This window comes from Bradyrhizobium sp. SZCCHNR1051, from assembly GCF_032489615.1.
Classification (GTDB): domain Bacteria; phylum Pseudomonadota; class Alphaproteobacteria; order Rhizobiales; family Xanthobacteraceae; genus Bradyrhizobium.
Map to the genome: position 1 here is coordinate 71,098 of NZ_JAUEYJ010000011.1, position 15,801 is coordinate 86,898.

The 15,801-nt window shown below is 66.1% G+C and carries 12 protein-coding genes; 7 read left to right on the forward strand and 5 right to left on the reverse strand.

Translation table 11 applies throughout. The features are described from left to right. Position 1: 1 nt before the first annotated feature. From QW868_RS15195 to QW868_RS15210, 4 genes are all read left to right on the forward strand, one after another. A complete protein-coding gene (locus QW868_RS15195; protein WP_315717219.1) occupies positions 2-241 on the forward strand; it encodes a hypothetical protein in 240 nt (79 codons plus the stop codon). Beyond that, a complete protein-coding gene (locus QW868_RS15200) occupies positions 238-462 on the forward strand; it encodes a hypothetical protein (RefSeq protein ID WP_315739979.1) in 225 nt (74 codons plus the stop codon). Before QW868_RS15195 ends, QW868_RS15200 begins: the two co-directional genes overlap by 4 nt. 101 nt (positions 463-563) lie before the next feature. After that, positions 564-1,070: a tyrosine phosphatase family protein gene (locus tag QW868_RS15205; RefSeq protein ID WP_315739978.1), complete on the forward strand. Its 507-nt coding sequence runs from the start codon at positions 564-566 to the stop codon at positions 1,068-1,070. Between the two features lie 193 nt (positions 1,071-1,263). Further along, positions 1,264-3,948, forward strand: coding sequence for a DUF2339 domain-containing protein (locus QW868_RS15210; protein ID WP_316230847.1), 2,685 nt, complete (start codon positions 1,264-1,266; stop codon positions 3,946-3,948). Between the two features lie 12 nt (positions 3,949-3,960). Here QW868_RS15210 and QW868_RS15215 read toward each other — a convergent pair whose 3' ends face one another. The 5 genes from QW868_RS15215 to QW868_RS15235 form a co-directional block, all read right to left on the reverse strand. After that, on the reverse strand, positions 3,961-5,649 hold the full coding sequence (locus tag QW868_RS15215) for a methyl-accepting chemotaxis protein (protein ID WP_315813698.1): 1,689 nt from the start codon (positions 5,647-5,649) through the stop codon (positions 3,961-3,963). Positions 5,650-6,107: 458 nt separating this feature from the next. Next, complete coding sequence (locus QW868_RS15220) at positions 6,108-6,341, reverse strand: DUF6894 family protein (protein WP_315739975.1); 234 nt, start codon at positions 6,339-6,341, stop codon at positions 6,108-6,110. A gap of 176 nt (positions 6,342-6,517) precedes the next feature. Further along, positions 6,518-7,186, reverse strand: coding sequence for a hypothetical protein (locus QW868_RS15225; RefSeq protein ID WP_316176818.1), 669 nt, complete (start codon positions 7,184-7,186; stop codon positions 6,518-6,520). 114 nt (positions 7,187-7,300) lie between these two features. Beyond that, a complete protein-coding gene (locus QW868_RS15230; RefSeq protein ID WP_315813699.1) occupies positions 7,301-8,287 on the reverse strand; it encodes an MDR family oxidoreductase in 987 nt (328 codons plus the stop codon). A 64-nt stretch (positions 8,288-8,351) separates the two neighbouring features. After that, complete coding sequence (locus QW868_RS15235) at positions 8,352-9,599, reverse strand: MFS transporter (protein ID WP_315757070.1); 1,248 nt, start codon at positions 9,597-9,599, stop codon at positions 8,352-8,354. A gap of 357 nt (positions 9,600-9,956) precedes the next feature. Here QW868_RS15235 and QW868_RS15240 point away from each other — a divergent pair, with 357 nt between their 5' ends. The 3 genes from QW868_RS15240 (at position 9,957) to QW868_RS15255 (ending at position 15,797) form a co-directional block, all read left to right on the forward strand. Further along, positions 9,957-11,555 (forward strand): L-aspartate oxidase, encoded by a 1,599-nt coding sequence (locus QW868_RS15240; protein WP_315739971.1) that lies wholly within the window; start codon positions 9,957-9,959, stop codon positions 11,553-11,555. An 850-nt stretch (positions 11,556-12,405) separates the two neighbouring features. Beyond that, on the forward strand, positions 12,406-13,299 hold the full coding sequence (locus QW868_RS15250) for a hypothetical protein (protein WP_315739970.1): 894 nt from the start codon (positions 12,406-12,408) through the stop codon (positions 13,297-13,299). A gap of 152 nt (positions 13,300-13,451) precedes the next feature. Continuing rightward, entirely contained in the window at positions 13,452-15,797 is a 2,346-nt protein-coding gene (locus tag QW868_RS15255; protein WP_315757114.1) for an ABC transporter substrate-binding protein, read from the forward strand. The last annotated feature ends 4 nt before the right edge of the window (positions 15,798-15,801 follow it).

Here is a 15,801-nt window from a genome sequence, read left to right on the forward strand (position 1 = left end):
GATGCCGCTGACGCCGGACGAACGCCGCAATGAACGGCTGAAGCTGGCGGCCAACTGGGTCAACACGCTGGCGACGGCCATCGTCACCGCCGGGACGTTCGTGCCGCTTGCCCAGTTCGTCTATGGGGTGCTGCCGCCCAGCACCCCCGCGGGCTTGATCTACGGGTCGGGCGTCGTTTGCATTATCACCGGAGTGCTCATACATTTGCTGGGTCAGTGGATCCTGGGAGGTCTTCGATGACCCTGCACCAGCTCGTTGCCCTGAGCTTTCCGCTTCTGACCGCCTTGGCCGTCGCCATTGTGGCCCTGTTCGTGCGCCGGCCCTGGTCCGAGAAACCGGTCGAGATCGCCCCCCAGAACCGTGAGCGGCTCCTCGACCATCTCGAGCGACTGAACGCGGAGATCGAAGGCAAGGCCCATCTGGTTCGCCAGGAGCTGCGGCAGCTCAAGAACACGCGCTGAGGGCTGTCGGCGCATATATGCGCCAGCCCGACAGCAGACATCCAAAACCCGCTTTTGCCCTTGTGCCCCCATTCGTATAATCGGGCCTCCAAAGGCTCGCCATGATCCACGTCTGCTCACTCGCCGCCCTGCCCGAGACCGTGCGCCTGACCGGCGCCAGCCACGTGCTGACCATCATGGCCAATGTCGAGCAGGTGAAGCGGCCGGAGACGATCCGCCCCGAAAACCATCTGCGGGTCTCGGTCGACGACATCACCGAGCAGCTTCCGGGCTTCATGGCGCCGAGCGAGGATCACGTCGCCCAGGTGCTGGAGTTCGTGCGCGGCTGGGATCGTGCGGCGCCGCTGGTGATCCACTGCTATGCCGGCATCAGCCGCTCCACCGCGAGCGCCTTCGCCACGGCCTGCGCGCTCAACCCCAATCGCGACGAGCTCGATATCGCCTGGGCGATCCGCCAGGCCTCGCCGATCGCCTCGCCGAACCGGCTGATCGTCAGCCTGGCCGACAGGGCACTGGGCCGCCAGGGGCGCATGGTGCGCGCGCTGGACGCGATCGGGCCCGGCGCCATGATGGTCGACAGCGCGCCGTTCCGGATCGATCTGGACTGAGTTGCGACGCGGCGGAGCCGCGTACCGGCGCGCCTTGAACTTTTGTTCCGCGGTTTGACACAGAGGGAACGACGGCCATCGGGTGACCCGCCGTGGGCCGTCGGCCGATTCGCTGCGCCAGCGGTCCACCCGCAGGCCGGCGCGTTCCACCCCTGACGCCCATCGGCGCCATCGATTGAGGATTCCCCGCGTGATGTTCGATTGGCCCCTGGATTGGATCGCGCTGCTGGTCGCGTTCGCGGCGCTCGCCTTCGCGCGCCGGATTTCCGATCGCCTGGCCGAGGTCCAGGCCCGGCTGGCCAAGCTCGAGGCGGCACGCCCGATCGCGGCTGCGCCGGTGGTCGCGCCGCCGCTAAGCCCGCTTCAGGAGCCCGCTGAAGCCCCGCCAATGCCGCCGCCATTGCCGGAGCTGACCGAGCCTGCTCTCCAGCCCGCGGCGATGGCGAGCGACGACGCGGCCGAACAGCCGCCGCCGCTCGCGTCCCCGCCACCCGTGCCGCAGCCTGCGGCCGGCTTCGAGGAGCGCATCGGCACCCGCTGGGTGGTGTGGATCGGCGGGCTGACCTTGGCGCTCGGCGGCTTCTTCATGGTGCGCTATTCGATCGAGGCCGGCCTCGTCGGCCCCGAGGTGCGCGTCGCGCTCGGCGCGCTGTTCGCCGCCGCGCTGCTCGCGGCCGGCGAATGGACCCGGCGCAAGGAGAGCATCTCGCAGATCGCAGCGCTGCCGATCGCCAACATTCCGGCGATCCTGACCGCGGCCGGCACGGCGGTCGCCTTCGCCACGATCTACGCGGCCTACGCGCTCTATGAGTTCCTGCCGCCCGCGATCGCCTTCGTGCTGCTCGGCATCGTCGCGCTGGGCACGCTGGCGGCGGCGCTGCTGCACGGCCCGGCGCTGGCCGGGCTCGGCCTCGTCGCCGCATTCACGACGCCGGTGCTGGTGTCGACCGGCGAGCCGAACTACTGGGCGCTCTACATCTACCTCGCCATCGTCACCGCCGCCGCCTTTGCGCTGGCCCGCGTGCGGCTGTGGCGCTGGCTCGCGATGACCACGATCGGGCTGTCGTTCCTGTGGACCTTGCCCGGACTCGACGCGGGCGTCGAGACGGTGGCGCCGCATGTCTTCCACGTTGCTGTTGGTTTCGCGCTGGCCGCGCTGATCGTGGTCTGCGGCTTCATGTTCGGACCCGCCGCCGAGAACGACGAGGTCGAGCCGATCTCATCCGTCGGCCTGGCGGTTTATCTGCTCGGCGCCATGCTGGTCGTGCTGGCGAGCTTCCATGACGGCCTGGCGCTGATCGGCTTCACGGTGCTGGTCGCGGCGACGCTCGCGGTCGCCTGGCGCGCGCCGAGCGCCGTCGGCGCGGTGGCCGCCGCCGCTGCGACCGTGTTCCTCGTGTTCGCCGAATGGGCGCTGCGCGACAATCCGGACCTGCTGGTGCTGCCGGGCGGCGCGTTGCCCGGGATGGGGCCGAACCCGCTCGGCGCATCGGTCACGTCGCATCTGGTGACGGCGGCGATCTTCGCGCTGGGCTTCGGCGGCGCCGGCTTCCTGGCGCAGGGCCGCTCGCACAACGCGGTCGTGCCGGTGGTGTGGTCGGCGGCCGGCGTGTTCACGCCGCTGGCGCTTCTTGTCGCGCTCTATGCGCGCATCGCCCATCTCGACCGCTCGATTCCGTTCGCGATCGTCGCCGTCGTGCTCGCCGCCGCGTTTGCCGTCGCCACCGAGGCGCTGACCCGGCGCGAGGAGCGCCCGGGCCTCAGCGCCTCGATCGCATTGTTCGCGACCGGCACGCTGGCCGCGCTGGCGCTGGCGCTGACCTTCGCGCTGGAGAAGGGCTGGCTGACGATCGCGCTGGCGCTGATGTCGCTCGGCACCGCCTGGATCTTCGAGAGCCGGCCGATCCCGTTCCTGCGCACGCTGGCGGCCGTCTTTGCCGGGCTCGTCGTGCTGCGCATCGGCTACGATCCGCGCATCGTCGGCGCCGATGTCGGCACCACGCCGATCGTCAACTGGCTGCTGTGGGGCTATGGCGTGCCGGCGGCGTCGTTCTGGGGCGCGAGCTATCTGATGCGCCGCCATGGCGACGACGCGCCGCTGCGCGCGGTGGAGGCCGCCGCCATCCTGTTCACGACCCTGCTCGCCTTCCTGGAGATCCGCCACGCCGTCAATGACGGCGACATGCTGGCGGTGCCATCGCTCGCCGAAGTGGGACTCGACGTCTGCGTGGCCCTGGCGCTGGCGATCGGGCTGGAGCGGCTCCGGGAGCGCAGCGGCAGCATCGTGCACAACATCAGCGCCGTGATCCTGACCGGCTTTGCCGGCGGTGCCACCGTGCTCGGGCTGCTGCTGCTCGAGAATCCGATGATCTCGGATGTCGCGATCAAGGGCGGCCTGCTCAACATCCTGATCCTGGCCTATGCGTTCCCGGCGGTGCTGATGCTGCTGTTGTCCTACGCGGTCGCAGGCCGCCGTCCGCCGGCCTATGGCAATACGCTGGCCGCGGGCGCACTGATCCTGGCGCTGTCCTATGTCAGCCTCGAGATCCGCCGGATCTATCACGGCCCCGATCTGACGGCAGGGCCGACCAGCGCGGCCGAGCAGTACACCTATTCGATCGCCTGGCTCGCCTTCGGCGTGGTGCTGCTCGGGATCGGAATCATCGTGCAGTCGCAACGCGCCCGTCTGGCGTCCGCCATCGTGATCGCGCTGACGATCCTGAAGGCCTTCCTGATCGACATGTCGGCGCTGACCGGCGTGTGGCGCGCGCTGTCGTTCATCGGGCTCGGGCTGGTGCTGGTCGCGATCGGCTGGCTGTACCAGAAGGTGCTGTTCCGACGGCAGCAGCAGGCGCCGCCGGCTCAGCCGGCGGCATAGCGCCATGTCGGATTAGGCCGCGCGCACCGACTCCAGGAACGACGCCACCTCACGCTTCAGCCGGTCGCTGTCCGAGGCCAGCGATTGCGCCGCGGCCAGCACATGCGTGGAGGCCGTTCCGGTTTCCGTCGCGCCGCGCTGCACGTCGACGACGTTCACAGAAACCTGCTGCGTGCCCTCCGATGCCTGCTGCACGTTGCGCGAAATCTCCTGCGTGGCGGCCCCCTGCTCTTCCACGGCAGCCGCGATCGCCGACGAGATTTCCGACAGCCGCTCGATGGTCGTGGAGATCGCCCGGATGGCGCCGACCGATTCCTGCGTCGCCGCCTGGATGCCCGACACCTGCTGGCCGATCTCGTCGGTCGCCTTGGCGGTCTGCTCGGCCAGCGCCTTCACCTCGGAGGCGACGACCGCGAAGCCGCGGCCGGCCTCGCCGGCGCGCGCCGCCTCGATGGTCGCATTCAGCGCCAGCAGATTGGTCTGGCCGGCGATCGTGTTGATCAGTTCGACGACGTCGCCGATCCGCGCCGCGGCCTTGCTCAGCTCGCTCACGCGATCGTTGGTCATGCGCGCCTGGTCGACGGCCTCGGTGGCCATGCGGGCCGATTCCTGCACCTGGCGGCTGATCTCGGTGATCGACGACGATAGCTCCTCCGTCGCGGACGCGACCGACTGCACGTTGGTCGAAGCCTCCTCCGAAGCAGCCGCAACCGCGGTCGAGATCTCCTGCGAGCGCGTCGCGGTGGATGACAGCGCGCCGGCGGAATGCTCGAGCTCGGTCGAGGCCGACGACACCGTCTGCACGATCTCGCCGATCGTCGCCTCGAACTGGCGGGTGATGTTGTCGACGCGCCGGCCGCGTTCGATCTTGACCTCGGCATCGTGGGCCGCGAGCTCGTCGGCCTCCTTCTTGGCGATCAGCGCTTCCTTGAACACCTGCAGCGTATCGGCCATGGCGCCGATCTCGGTCGGCTCGCCGCGATGCGTCACCTCCGCGCCGAGATCGCCCTTGGCGAGCTCCTGCATCGGCTTGATGATCGACGCAATGCCCGACGAGACGTTCTGCACGAGATAGAAACCGATGGCGATGCCGCCAATGACGGCCGCGGCAATGATCGACACCACCAGCCAGATCGCACGCGTGAAGCTCTCGGCGGCCTGCCGCGTCGCGTTGTCGGCGCCCTTGTTGTTGAACTCGATGTCCTGGATGAAATACTTGTCGGCGTCGCGCGCGATCGCCGCGGCCGATTTTTCCAGCATTTCGGTGGCTTCGTGCGGGATCTTTCCGACGCTCTTGTTGGATTCGTCCATCACCTGCTTGACGGCGACGACGTACTTCTCCCAGGACTGCACCCAGTTGTTGTAGATCGCGCGTTCCTCGGCCGAGGTGATCATCGGCTCGTAGGTCTTGCGGTCCTTGTTGATCGTCTCAAGGATTCCGTTGACGCGCTTCTCCGCGGCCTGCTTGGCCTCGGCCGTCTCCGACATCACATGCGCGCGCAAGGCGATGCGCAGCAGGTTGATGTCGGCGCGCAGCTCGCCGATCGCGCGCACGCTTGGCAACCAGTTGGTGGCGATGTCGACCGTGTTGACGTTGATCGACTGCATGCTGGTGACGGCGAGCACGCCGAGCCCGCACATGGTGAAGAGCATGAAGGCGATGACCGAAATGATCTTCGTACGAATGGACATTGTTGACACGGAGGACCCCAGCTGACTGCGTGGTTCGGCCGCGTTCTGCCAGCGCCAGAGACGGCCCGAACATCCAGGTCTGCGCTGCGCTGCGCGGTCGAGGTCAGAGGATCAGAGGGCTCCGAAAATTCCGAACCCGCATGTCGTCTCTGACGACCTCATTGGGCGCGAAACAGGCTTATCGGAGGTTAATGCTGGAACCGTAAGATTACTGACAATGCGCGTAAAATGATGGCCCTCAGGGACGGCGCGGTGCTCCTGAACCGGCGCCCGAGGCACCGGATCTCCCGATACCGTTGACGGATCGTGTGGAAGCAAAACCACGAACTGCGTTCGGCAACATCACAAACGCCGTCTGAGCGCGAGAAGTGTGACGGACGGAGAACACGCCCTCAGCGGATTGGCGCCACGGCGCACCGGACCTCGAATCCGATGGCCAGCGGCGCAATCACCCGGACAGTTGGAACTCAGCCGACCGCTTCGGACATCAGGCGGATCCGGAACACTGGCTGCTTGGCTTCGTCGAGCAGCTCCATCTGCCACTCGGCCCCCTGCTGCAACGACTTCGAGATGCCACCGATCAGGTCGGAGCAGACAGCCGTCAGCTCGTTCCAGGCGGTTTCCCGGTTGGCGAATTCATAAGGCTGATCAGCAGCGCCAGAATAGCGGCCCTGGCTGATTCGGAAGAAATAAAGCGACATAACGACCCTTTCTCGTGGGCCACCCCCCTGGTTGCAAACTGCACACGAGTCACTACCGAGGCATGAATTTAAGATTCCGTACGACTACGGCGCAATGACCACTAACGTGCGGTCAGCTTAAAATATTGCTCTATGTTAATAGGGGACTGGTTTTTCAATAGTCGGTGAACTAACAACTAATCGGTCGAGCGACGCAGCTCCGGCGCCGCATCCGACTTCGCGTTATCGGATCTGGTAATTTCGGTCTTCGCGTTTTCGGCCTTGGCGGTTTCGGGCTTCGCGCTTTCCGCCTTGGCGGCCTTCGCAGGATCCGCCTTCAGGGGTTCTACCTTGCTGCGCTCCACCCGCGGGGTCTCGACCCGCGCCGCCACTTCGGTGTGCAAGCCGTCGGCAGCGGGAACAGCAGCGCGCGCGGCGCGCGGCCGCGCCACGGCGCGCGCCATCAGCATGGTGGCTCCGCCCTGATGCTGGAAGTCGCAATAGGCGAAGGCGCCGAGCCCGGAGACCGAGCCGCGGAAGCTGCGGTCGTCCTTCTTGTCGAGGTTGAAGCACGGCTCGAACGGCATGCCCTTGATGGCAGCGCAAACGTTCTGGCCGCGAATCTGCAGGGTGTTGCCGGGCAGGCGGATATGACGCACCGGGCCAGAGCCGGAGAACTGCACCGCGCCCGCCGCGCCCATGTCGTCGAGGATGCGGCCCGCGCCACGGGTGCCGTCGACGCAGGTGAAGGCGAACACCTTTCCGGCGACGAATTTGCGGGCCTCGTCGGCTGTCATCGAACCCGCAACCGCAGGAGCAATCACGGCACCGGCGGTCACGGTCCCCAGCAATATACGCGCGAGCATGCATCAAACTCCCACTTAACCCAACGCAGCGGGTAAGGCGGTATCTTTACCCCATGCTTACCATACCAACCATGGCAACAATGGAGCAGCATGGTTTGAAAAGTCTGAACATCCTCAGGATATTCTTACCACCGTACGGCCGCGGACCTGGCCCGCGAGAATCTGCAGCCCCAGCGACGCCACTTGGTCCAAGGAAATTTCGTGAGTGATTTCAGCTAGTTTTGCGCGATCCAAATCAGTGGCGAGGCGCTGCCAGGCCGCCTTGCGCGCCGGCAGCGGGCACATCACCGAATCGATGCCGAGGAGGGATACGCCGCGCAAAATGAATGGCGCCACCGACGATGGCAAATCCATGCCGGCAGCGAGACCACAGGCGGCGATGGCACCGCCATATTGGGTCATCGCCAGCAGGTTGGCGAGCGTATGCGAGCCGACGCTGTCGATGCCGCCCGCCCAGCGCTCCTTCGCCAGCGGCTTGGCCGGCCCGGACAGCTCGTTGCGGTCGATGATTTCGGCGGCACCGAGCGACTTGAGATAGTCGGCTTCGGCCAGGCGGCCGGTCGAGGCGATCACGTGGTAGCCGAGCTTGGCGAGCACCGCCGTCGCCACCGAGCCGACGCCGCCGGCCGCGCCCGTCACCACCACTGCCCCGCTGGCCGGCGTCAGCCCGTGCTTCTCCAGGGCCAGCACGGCCAGCATCGCCGTGAAGCCGGCGGTGCCGATGGCCATGGCATCCCGGGCCGACAGGCCCTGTGGCAGGCCGACGAGCCAATCGCCCTTGACCCGCGCCTTCTCGGCATAGGCGCCGAGATGGGTCTCGCCCATGCCCCAGCCGGTACAGATCACGGCATCGCCCGGCTTCCAGGCGGGATGGCTGGACTGCTCGACCGTGCCGGCAAAATCGATCCCCGCGATCATCGGGAAGCGCCGGACCACCGGCGCCTTGCCGGTCAGCGCCAGCCCGTCCTTGTAGTTCAGCGCCGACCACTCGACCTTGACCGTGACGTCACCGTCCATCAGCTCGGCTTCATCGAACTGCGTCAGCGTCGCGGTCGTTCCCTTGTCCGCCTTGTCGATCCGGATCGCCTTGAACGTTCCCACAGCGGCACTCCCTGCGCTTTCTTTGTCTCACGCCATGTTTAGCCGATCGGGTCGGCCGCGCAACTCAGGTCGCGGGAACGGCACGCGCGACCGGCTTCTCGACGATCGGCAGGTTGATCAGCGCCGACAGCACGCCGAACAGGATCGAGAGCCACCAGATCGGCGTATAGGAGCCGTAGCGCTCGAACACGATGCCACCGAGCCAGACGCCGAGGAAGCCGCCGACCTGGTGGCTGACGAAGGCGAAGCCGTAGAGCGTGGCGAGCCAGCGGGTGCCGAACATGATCGCGACCAGCGACGAGGTCGGCGGCACCGTGGAGAGCCAGGCGAGCCCGGAGACCGCGCCGAAGGCGATCGCGGAGGCCGCCGTGACCGGGAACGAGATGAAGGCGAGCGTCGCCAGCGCACGGGTGAAATAGATGAAGGACAGGATGTAGCGCTTCGGCAGCCGGCTCTGCAGCCAGCCGACACTGAGCGAGCCGATGATGTTGAACAGGCCGATCGCCGCGATCACCCAGCCGCCAACCTGCGCCGACAGGCCACGATCGACCAGGAACGCCGGCAGGTGCACGGTGATGAAGGCGAGCTGGAAGCCGCAGGTGAAGAAGCCGAGCACCAGCAGCACGTAGGAGCGGTGGCCGAACGCCTCCATCAGCGCGGTCGTGAACGACTGCTGCTCGGCCTCCGACGGCTTGGCCTCGGCCGCCGGCGGCGTCGCCACGGCGAGCGACAGCGGCACGATGAACAGCATCAGCGTCGCGAACACCATCAGCGCGCTCTGCCAGCCGAACTGGTCGATCAGCGCGACGCCGAAGGGAGCGAACAGGAACTGGCCGAGCGAGCCGGCCGCCGTGCCGGCGCCGAGCGCGACACCACGGCGCTCCGGCGGCAACAGCTTGCTGAACGCCGACAGGATGAGATTGAACGAGCAGCCCGACAGGCCGAAGCCGACCAGCACGCCGGCGCCGATGTTCAGCGACAGAGGCGAGCTGGAATAGCGCATCATCAGCAGGCCGCCGGCATAGAGCAGCGCGCCGACACAGATCACGCGCATCACGCCGAAACGATCGGCGATCGCGCCGGCGAGCGGCTGACCGAGCCCCCACAACAGGTTCTGCACCGCTACCGCAAGCGCGAACACGTCGCGTCCCCAGGCGAATTCACGGCTCATCGGCTGCACGAAGAAGCCGAGGCTGGAGCGCGGACCGAAGCTCAGCAGCGCAATCGCGCAGCCGCACACGATGATGACGACCGGCGTCCGCCAGCTCTGGCTGCGGGAGGCCGTGCCGAGATCGCCTGCCTGTACCGACATCCGTGTCCTCCCCTGCTGCGGTCACTGTCCGCCGCACCCTTCCGATTAATGCATTTGCATTTAACTCCCAAGCTCAAAAGCGGAACCCAACCATGAAAAATTTCGATGCGGCGGCCACCCATGAGTCCATGTCATCCGAAGCGAGTTCCCGCAGCGGAACTCGCTCATACGTCCTTGTCCCGGCGCGAAACGTCCTGGTGCGCGAGTCGCAAACGACGTTTCATCCTGTGCGAGAGTGACCTTCAGAACAGCCGCTATTTGTCGCCAAACACCGATAAACAGCGAAGGAAGTCTCTGAAGAAGAACTAACAGGTACCGCGGTACACATGCGCACGGAATGTGGAATTTGGACATCACATGGACCACGATCAGATCGAGACATCCGGCCGCGTCGTGATCGTTGGTGCCGGAGTTGCCGGACTGTTCTGCGCGCTGAAGCTCGCACCGCAGCCGGTCACGCTGATCTCCGCGACCGCATTGGGTGAGGCCTCGTTCGGCGCGACGATGCAGGCCGACATCGCGGCAGCGGTTTCATCCGGCGACAGCCCCGATAGCCATGCCGCCGACATGATCGCTGCCGGTGGCGGCCTGGTCGACGCGACGGCTGCGCTGGCGCTCGCGCGCGACGCTTCGGCTGCAATCGAGGACCTGGTCCGCCTCGGCGTGGCTTTCGATCGTGATCACAGCGGCAGGCTGGCGACGTCTCGTGCGGCTGCGCACACCGCGCGACGGATTCTCAGCGTTCGCGGAGACTTCACCGGACAGGCGATCATCACCGCGCTGTCTCAAGCCGTGCGCGCAACGCCCTCGATCCGCATCATCGAGGGCCATGTCGCCGACGCGCTGCTGACGGAAGACGGCGCGGTGCGTGGCCTGCAACTGCGGCCGACCGACGACGATGCGGCCGCGCCGGTGCTGATCGCGGCGCCGGCAATCGTGCTGGCCACCGGCGGCATCGGCCGTCTGTTCGCCACGACCACCAATCCGCCGCACGCCACCGGCATCGGCCTCGCCATCGCTGCGCGCGCCGGCGCGGTCATTGCCGATCCGGAGTTCGTTCAGTTTCATCCGACCGCGATGATGACCGGTCACGATCCGGCGCCGGTTGTGAGCGAGAGCCTGCGCGGCGCCGGCGCCATCCTGGTCAACCGGCGCGGCCAGCGCTTCATGCTGCCGCGCCATCCGCTGGTCGATCTTGCCCCGCGCGACACGGTGGCGCGCGGCGTGATGGCCGAGATCATCGCCGGACGCGGCGCCTTTCTCGACGCACGCGACGTGCTCGATGACGACGTCGCCGAACGCTATCCGATGCTGCACCGGGCCTGTACCGCCGCGGGGCTCGATCCCACCCGGCAGCCGATTCCGGTGGCGCCGGCGGCGCATTTCCACATGGGCGGGATCGCGGTCGACGCGCAGGGCCGCAGCTCGATCGAGGGGCTTTGGGCGGCGGGTGAAGTCGCCGCGACGGCAACGGACGGCGCCAACCACATCGCCGGCAACGCGCTGCTCGCCGCGCTGGTGTTCGCCCAGCGGATCGCCGAGGATATCTCCGGCCGGACGTTCACCGCGCCCTCCACGCTACAGGACATTGCGTTCGCCGATCCGGCCGGCCCCTGTGCCGGCGCTGCGGCGAGCTCGCTGCGCGAGACGATGACGGCGCAGCTCGGCGTCATCCGCGACGAGGAGCGGCTGGCGGAGGCCATCGCCGCGATTGCCAGGATGGAGCGCGACGCCGGCAGCCCGAGGCTGCGCAACATGGCGAGCGCCGCGCTGCTGATCGCCACCGCGGCCTGGAGCCGGCGCGAGAGCCGCGGTGCGCATTGCCGCGCCGACTGCCCCGCGGAGAATCCGAGTTTCGCGCAGCGGACGATGACCACATTGGCCGCTGCCCGCGAGATCGCCGACGAGCTCGCGGCACGGCCGACGGCGCGGCAGTCGCGGCCGTTGAGCGCGTAGCAAGAGCTGATCCGACTGCGTCACGACGGAGCTCGGCAGTCGCGTTTTCACCGTCATTCGTGATCACCGTCATTCCGGGTTCAGGGCCTGCGGCCTTGTCCCGGAATGACGGTGCTCATGACGAAGCAGCCATCGTCGCCCAATAAAGATATTACGACTCGTTGTTATTTGCTGCCTCGCCGGTATTTGGGAGCAGGCACGATGTAATTAGTGCGTGCCGTGTCGGCCGCGTGCATCCATTGATCCGCGGGCGCTGGACGAACAAATCGGCCGTACCGTTGCGCTGGTGCTCGTAGTCATCACGCGCACGATCTGAGCGGCCCTCGCCAATGAGTTGGACGAGGCCTTTCGTCGAAGCAGATCACCGGCTGACGCTGATGCGAATCGCCGCACGGATCGAGCACATCCTCTACGCGCGCAACTAATTCGCATCGATCTGTGGGGATACGCCACATGCTCCTGCGCCATGGCTTCAGATCGTTCTCGGCCAGACGCCGCCGCACTATCTCGTGCGCCCCGGCGCCGACGGCATTTACCAGCACCAACTAAATGGCTGGACAGGTTCGCCATGATTTCGGCAAAAGAACCGCAGAACCTGTACAAATAAGAAAAAGAGATGGTCGAAATTTAGCGGTGCTCAAGTAGTAGCGCGCGTTTTGTCCGTCCTGCTGACGAGGAAATGGGAATTCACGGCTGCCAGATCGCCGATTCACCGCTTGGCATGGCCATAGATTCGGTCATCGGTCTCGCCGCCGGTTTGGAAGCCGAGTCGCCGAGCAGAAAGGCGCCAAACGGTCCAGGGAGTGTTGCGGGGCGACGCGATGGCGCGTGTCCGCAGGAGTAGTTGAGGATGAGTTCCTTATTGCGGAGTAGCGGATCGCGGATCACCGTGGGTGATGCGCAGAGCGAACGTTGGCGCCCGGCAAAGCCTGCCGCTTTGTCCAACAGCCTCGCGCATGCGACGTCTGCGCCTGATGAGGATGCGGCCACCGATCTCTCCCGGCCGTGGTGGCAAACCGCTTCAGCGGTTGACGATGCGCCGATGCCAATGGCGCCAGCAGAAGCGGACCGATCCTGGCAGATCCCTTCACTCGATCCCGTCGTGATGCCTCCACCTCCGCCCGAACGGCTCGAATTCGATTCTGTTTTCCGGTTCGGTGCCGCAGTGGCCGCGCTTGCGTGCCTCGCGTTCTTTGCGGTGCGCATCATGCAGGCTCCGAACATTGAAACAGTTACGAAGTCTGAAGCGACCGCTTCATCGTCTCCCCGAAACTTCGGGACAGCGGGGAAATCGAAATCCGATGACGGCCAAGCATCGCTGGACGCCGCGGCGCACACGATCGGACGGGCCGATTCGATCGTGGCGTCGGTCCCGATCGTCAAGCCGGCTCCGGGCGGAGGCGAGACCCCGCAGTCAATTCCGCCGAAAGCATCTCGGACCATCGCGACCAGGAGCCCTGCACCGGCGGCCGCGTCTGCGCTGACCAAGAACGAGATCAGCGAAATGCTGAAGCGCGGACGCGATCTCATCGGCGCGGGCGACGTTGCGAGTGCCCGCCTGATCCTGGCGCATGTCGCGGAAGCGGACGCCGAAGCATCACTGACGCTGGCCGGCACCTATGACCCCGCGATCTTGTCCAACCTGAAAGCCGTTGGCGTCGCGCCCGATCCGGCCAAGGCCCGCGCCTGGTACGCGAGAGCCGCCGAACTCGGGTCACTCGAGGCTCGACGGCGGCTCGAGTGACCCGAGCTTCGAAACCGGGTGATCCAGCGCGGTCTCACGCCGGTCGCTGCGCAGGAATTGCGGCGGGGCGCGGACCGCCGGATCCTGGTCGATGGTGTCGTGCGGGCGACGCGCGTCCCCGCAAAGTGTTGTGTTGCGTGATGAGGTCCATGATGGGAATGTTTGATCGTCTGTTGCAACCGGCCTTGTCGTCGGCGCCCCGTGGTCCTCGGCTGCTTGGCGCGCCGGGTTCTCCGACCGTGGCGTTGCTCCTCGTGCTTGCCGCCGTGCCAGGCCTGGCGCGTGCTGCCGAGGGCGAGATCCGGATCGGCAATACGACGCCCTACAGCGGGCCGGCGGCCGCCTACGGCAGCGTGAGCAAGGTCATCTCCGCCTATTTCCAGAAGGTGAATGACGAGGGCGGGATCAGGGGCCGCAAGATCACCTACATCTCCTATGACGACGGCTATAATCCGCAGAAGACGGTGGAGCTGACACGACGGCTGGTGGAGGAAGACAAGGTCGACGTCATCTTTGCGAGCGTTGGAACAGCGACCAGCGCGGCGGTGCGGCCTTATCTCAACGCGAACAAGATACCGCAATTGTTCGTCGGCTCCGGCGCCTCGATCTGGGATCAGCCTCGCGACTATCCTTGGACCATGGGAGCGCAACCCAGCTACCAGATTGAAGCTCATATTCACGCGCAATATCTGCTCGAGCAACATGCCGGTGGCACGCGCATCGGTGTGCTTTATCAAGACGACGAGTTCGGCAAGGACTATCTGAAGGGTTTGAAGGACGGGCTCGGCGGCAAGCTGCCGATCGTCGCGGAAGCGGCTTACGCGGTCACCGATGCCGACATCAATCAGCAGATCGCGAAGCTGAAGACCGCCGGAGCCAACATCCTGGTCGACGTCAGCACCCCGAAATTCACGGTGCTCGCGATCCGCCGCCTCGCCGAGCTCGGCTGGAGACCCGAGCACATCATCCCCACGGTTTCGGATTCGGTTGCCACCGTGCTGCAGCCTGCAGGCCTGCAGAACGCGGAAGGACTGCTTTCCGCCACCATCCTGTACGAGGGCGGTGTGCAGGGCGGCGATCCCGGCTTCGCCGAGTGGTCCGCGTTCATGGATCGCTACGCGCCTGCAATCAGCAAGAACAACAGCTTGGGAATCGTGGGCTACGCGCTTGCCAACCTGATGGTTGCGGTCCTGCGCAATTGCGGCGACGACTTCTCCCGCGACAACATCATGAGGCAGGCGCGTTCCTTGAAGGGGACGCCAATTCCCATGTTGATTCCCGGGATCGTCGCCAATACCAGCGCCAGCGACCACGCGCCGATCGAGCAGATGCAGATGAAGCGTTTCGTCGATGGCCATTGGGAACGGTTCGGGCCGGTGCGCAGCGGAATCGACCCGGGGGCGGTCAGCGATTCCTTCAAGGCGATCTTCCGCTATGCGTCGGCCAAGCGGGACCTCGCGAGCCAGCTCAACGCCAATACGGTGAGCCTGATGACGGGCTCGTATGGCAGCACCTATTCCCAGATGGGCGCCGACGTCGCCTCGGTCCTCAATGACGGCATCAACCTGCGGGTCATGCCGGTCCTCGGCAGCGGCTCGGTTCAGGCGGTGGCCGACATCCTCATGCTCAAGGGCGTCGACGTGGGAATCGTGCGCAAGGACACGCTGTCCTATCTCGAACGCAAGGACTTCGCGAGCAACATCCGCAATCAGCTCGTCTACGTCACCAAGATGTTCAACGAGGAAATGCATGTTCTGGCACCGCGATCGATCCGCACCATGCGGGAGCTCGACGGCAAGACCGTTGCGGTCGACCTGCCGGACGGCAGCACCTTCGTGACCGCGATCAACGTGTTCGAGCGGCTCGAGATCAAGCCGCATCTGCTCTATATCGAGCCACGCATCGCGCTCGAAATGTTGCGCAAGGGGGAGATCGACGCGATGATTGCGGTCGACGGCAAGCCGGTGCCCTGGCTCAGCCAGATCACGGATGCCAATCTGCATCTCGTCCCGGTCGGCTACGACAAGACCTTGCGCGAGGATTACCTTCCATCCAAGCTCACCGCGGACGACTACCCCAACCTGATCTCCAATTCCGAGTCGGTGGAAACGATCGCAGCAGAGGCAATCCTGGCGTCGTATAATTGGCAGCCGGGAAGCGACCGCGATCGCCGGCTGTCGCTGCTGGTCGAGTCGCTGTTCTCGCGCATGTCGCAGCTGCAGCGGCCTCCCTTCCATCCGAAATGGCAGGAGATGGCGCCGCGCGCGCCGGTCGCCGGCTGGACCAGGTTCCGGGCCGCGCAGGAATGGCTCGATGGGACGACACGGATTCCGGCGGCCACTACGGCCACCGTTAAACCGTCGAAGCCGGTCGCGGCCGCCGCACCGTCCCCGCGCATTCCTGTCACGGCAAAGCCGGCGGCCGCAACGCCGCCGGACCAGGCGCGCCAGACCGAGTTGTATCGCCGCTTTCTCGAGTGGAATGCGACGCGTCGCTAGATGA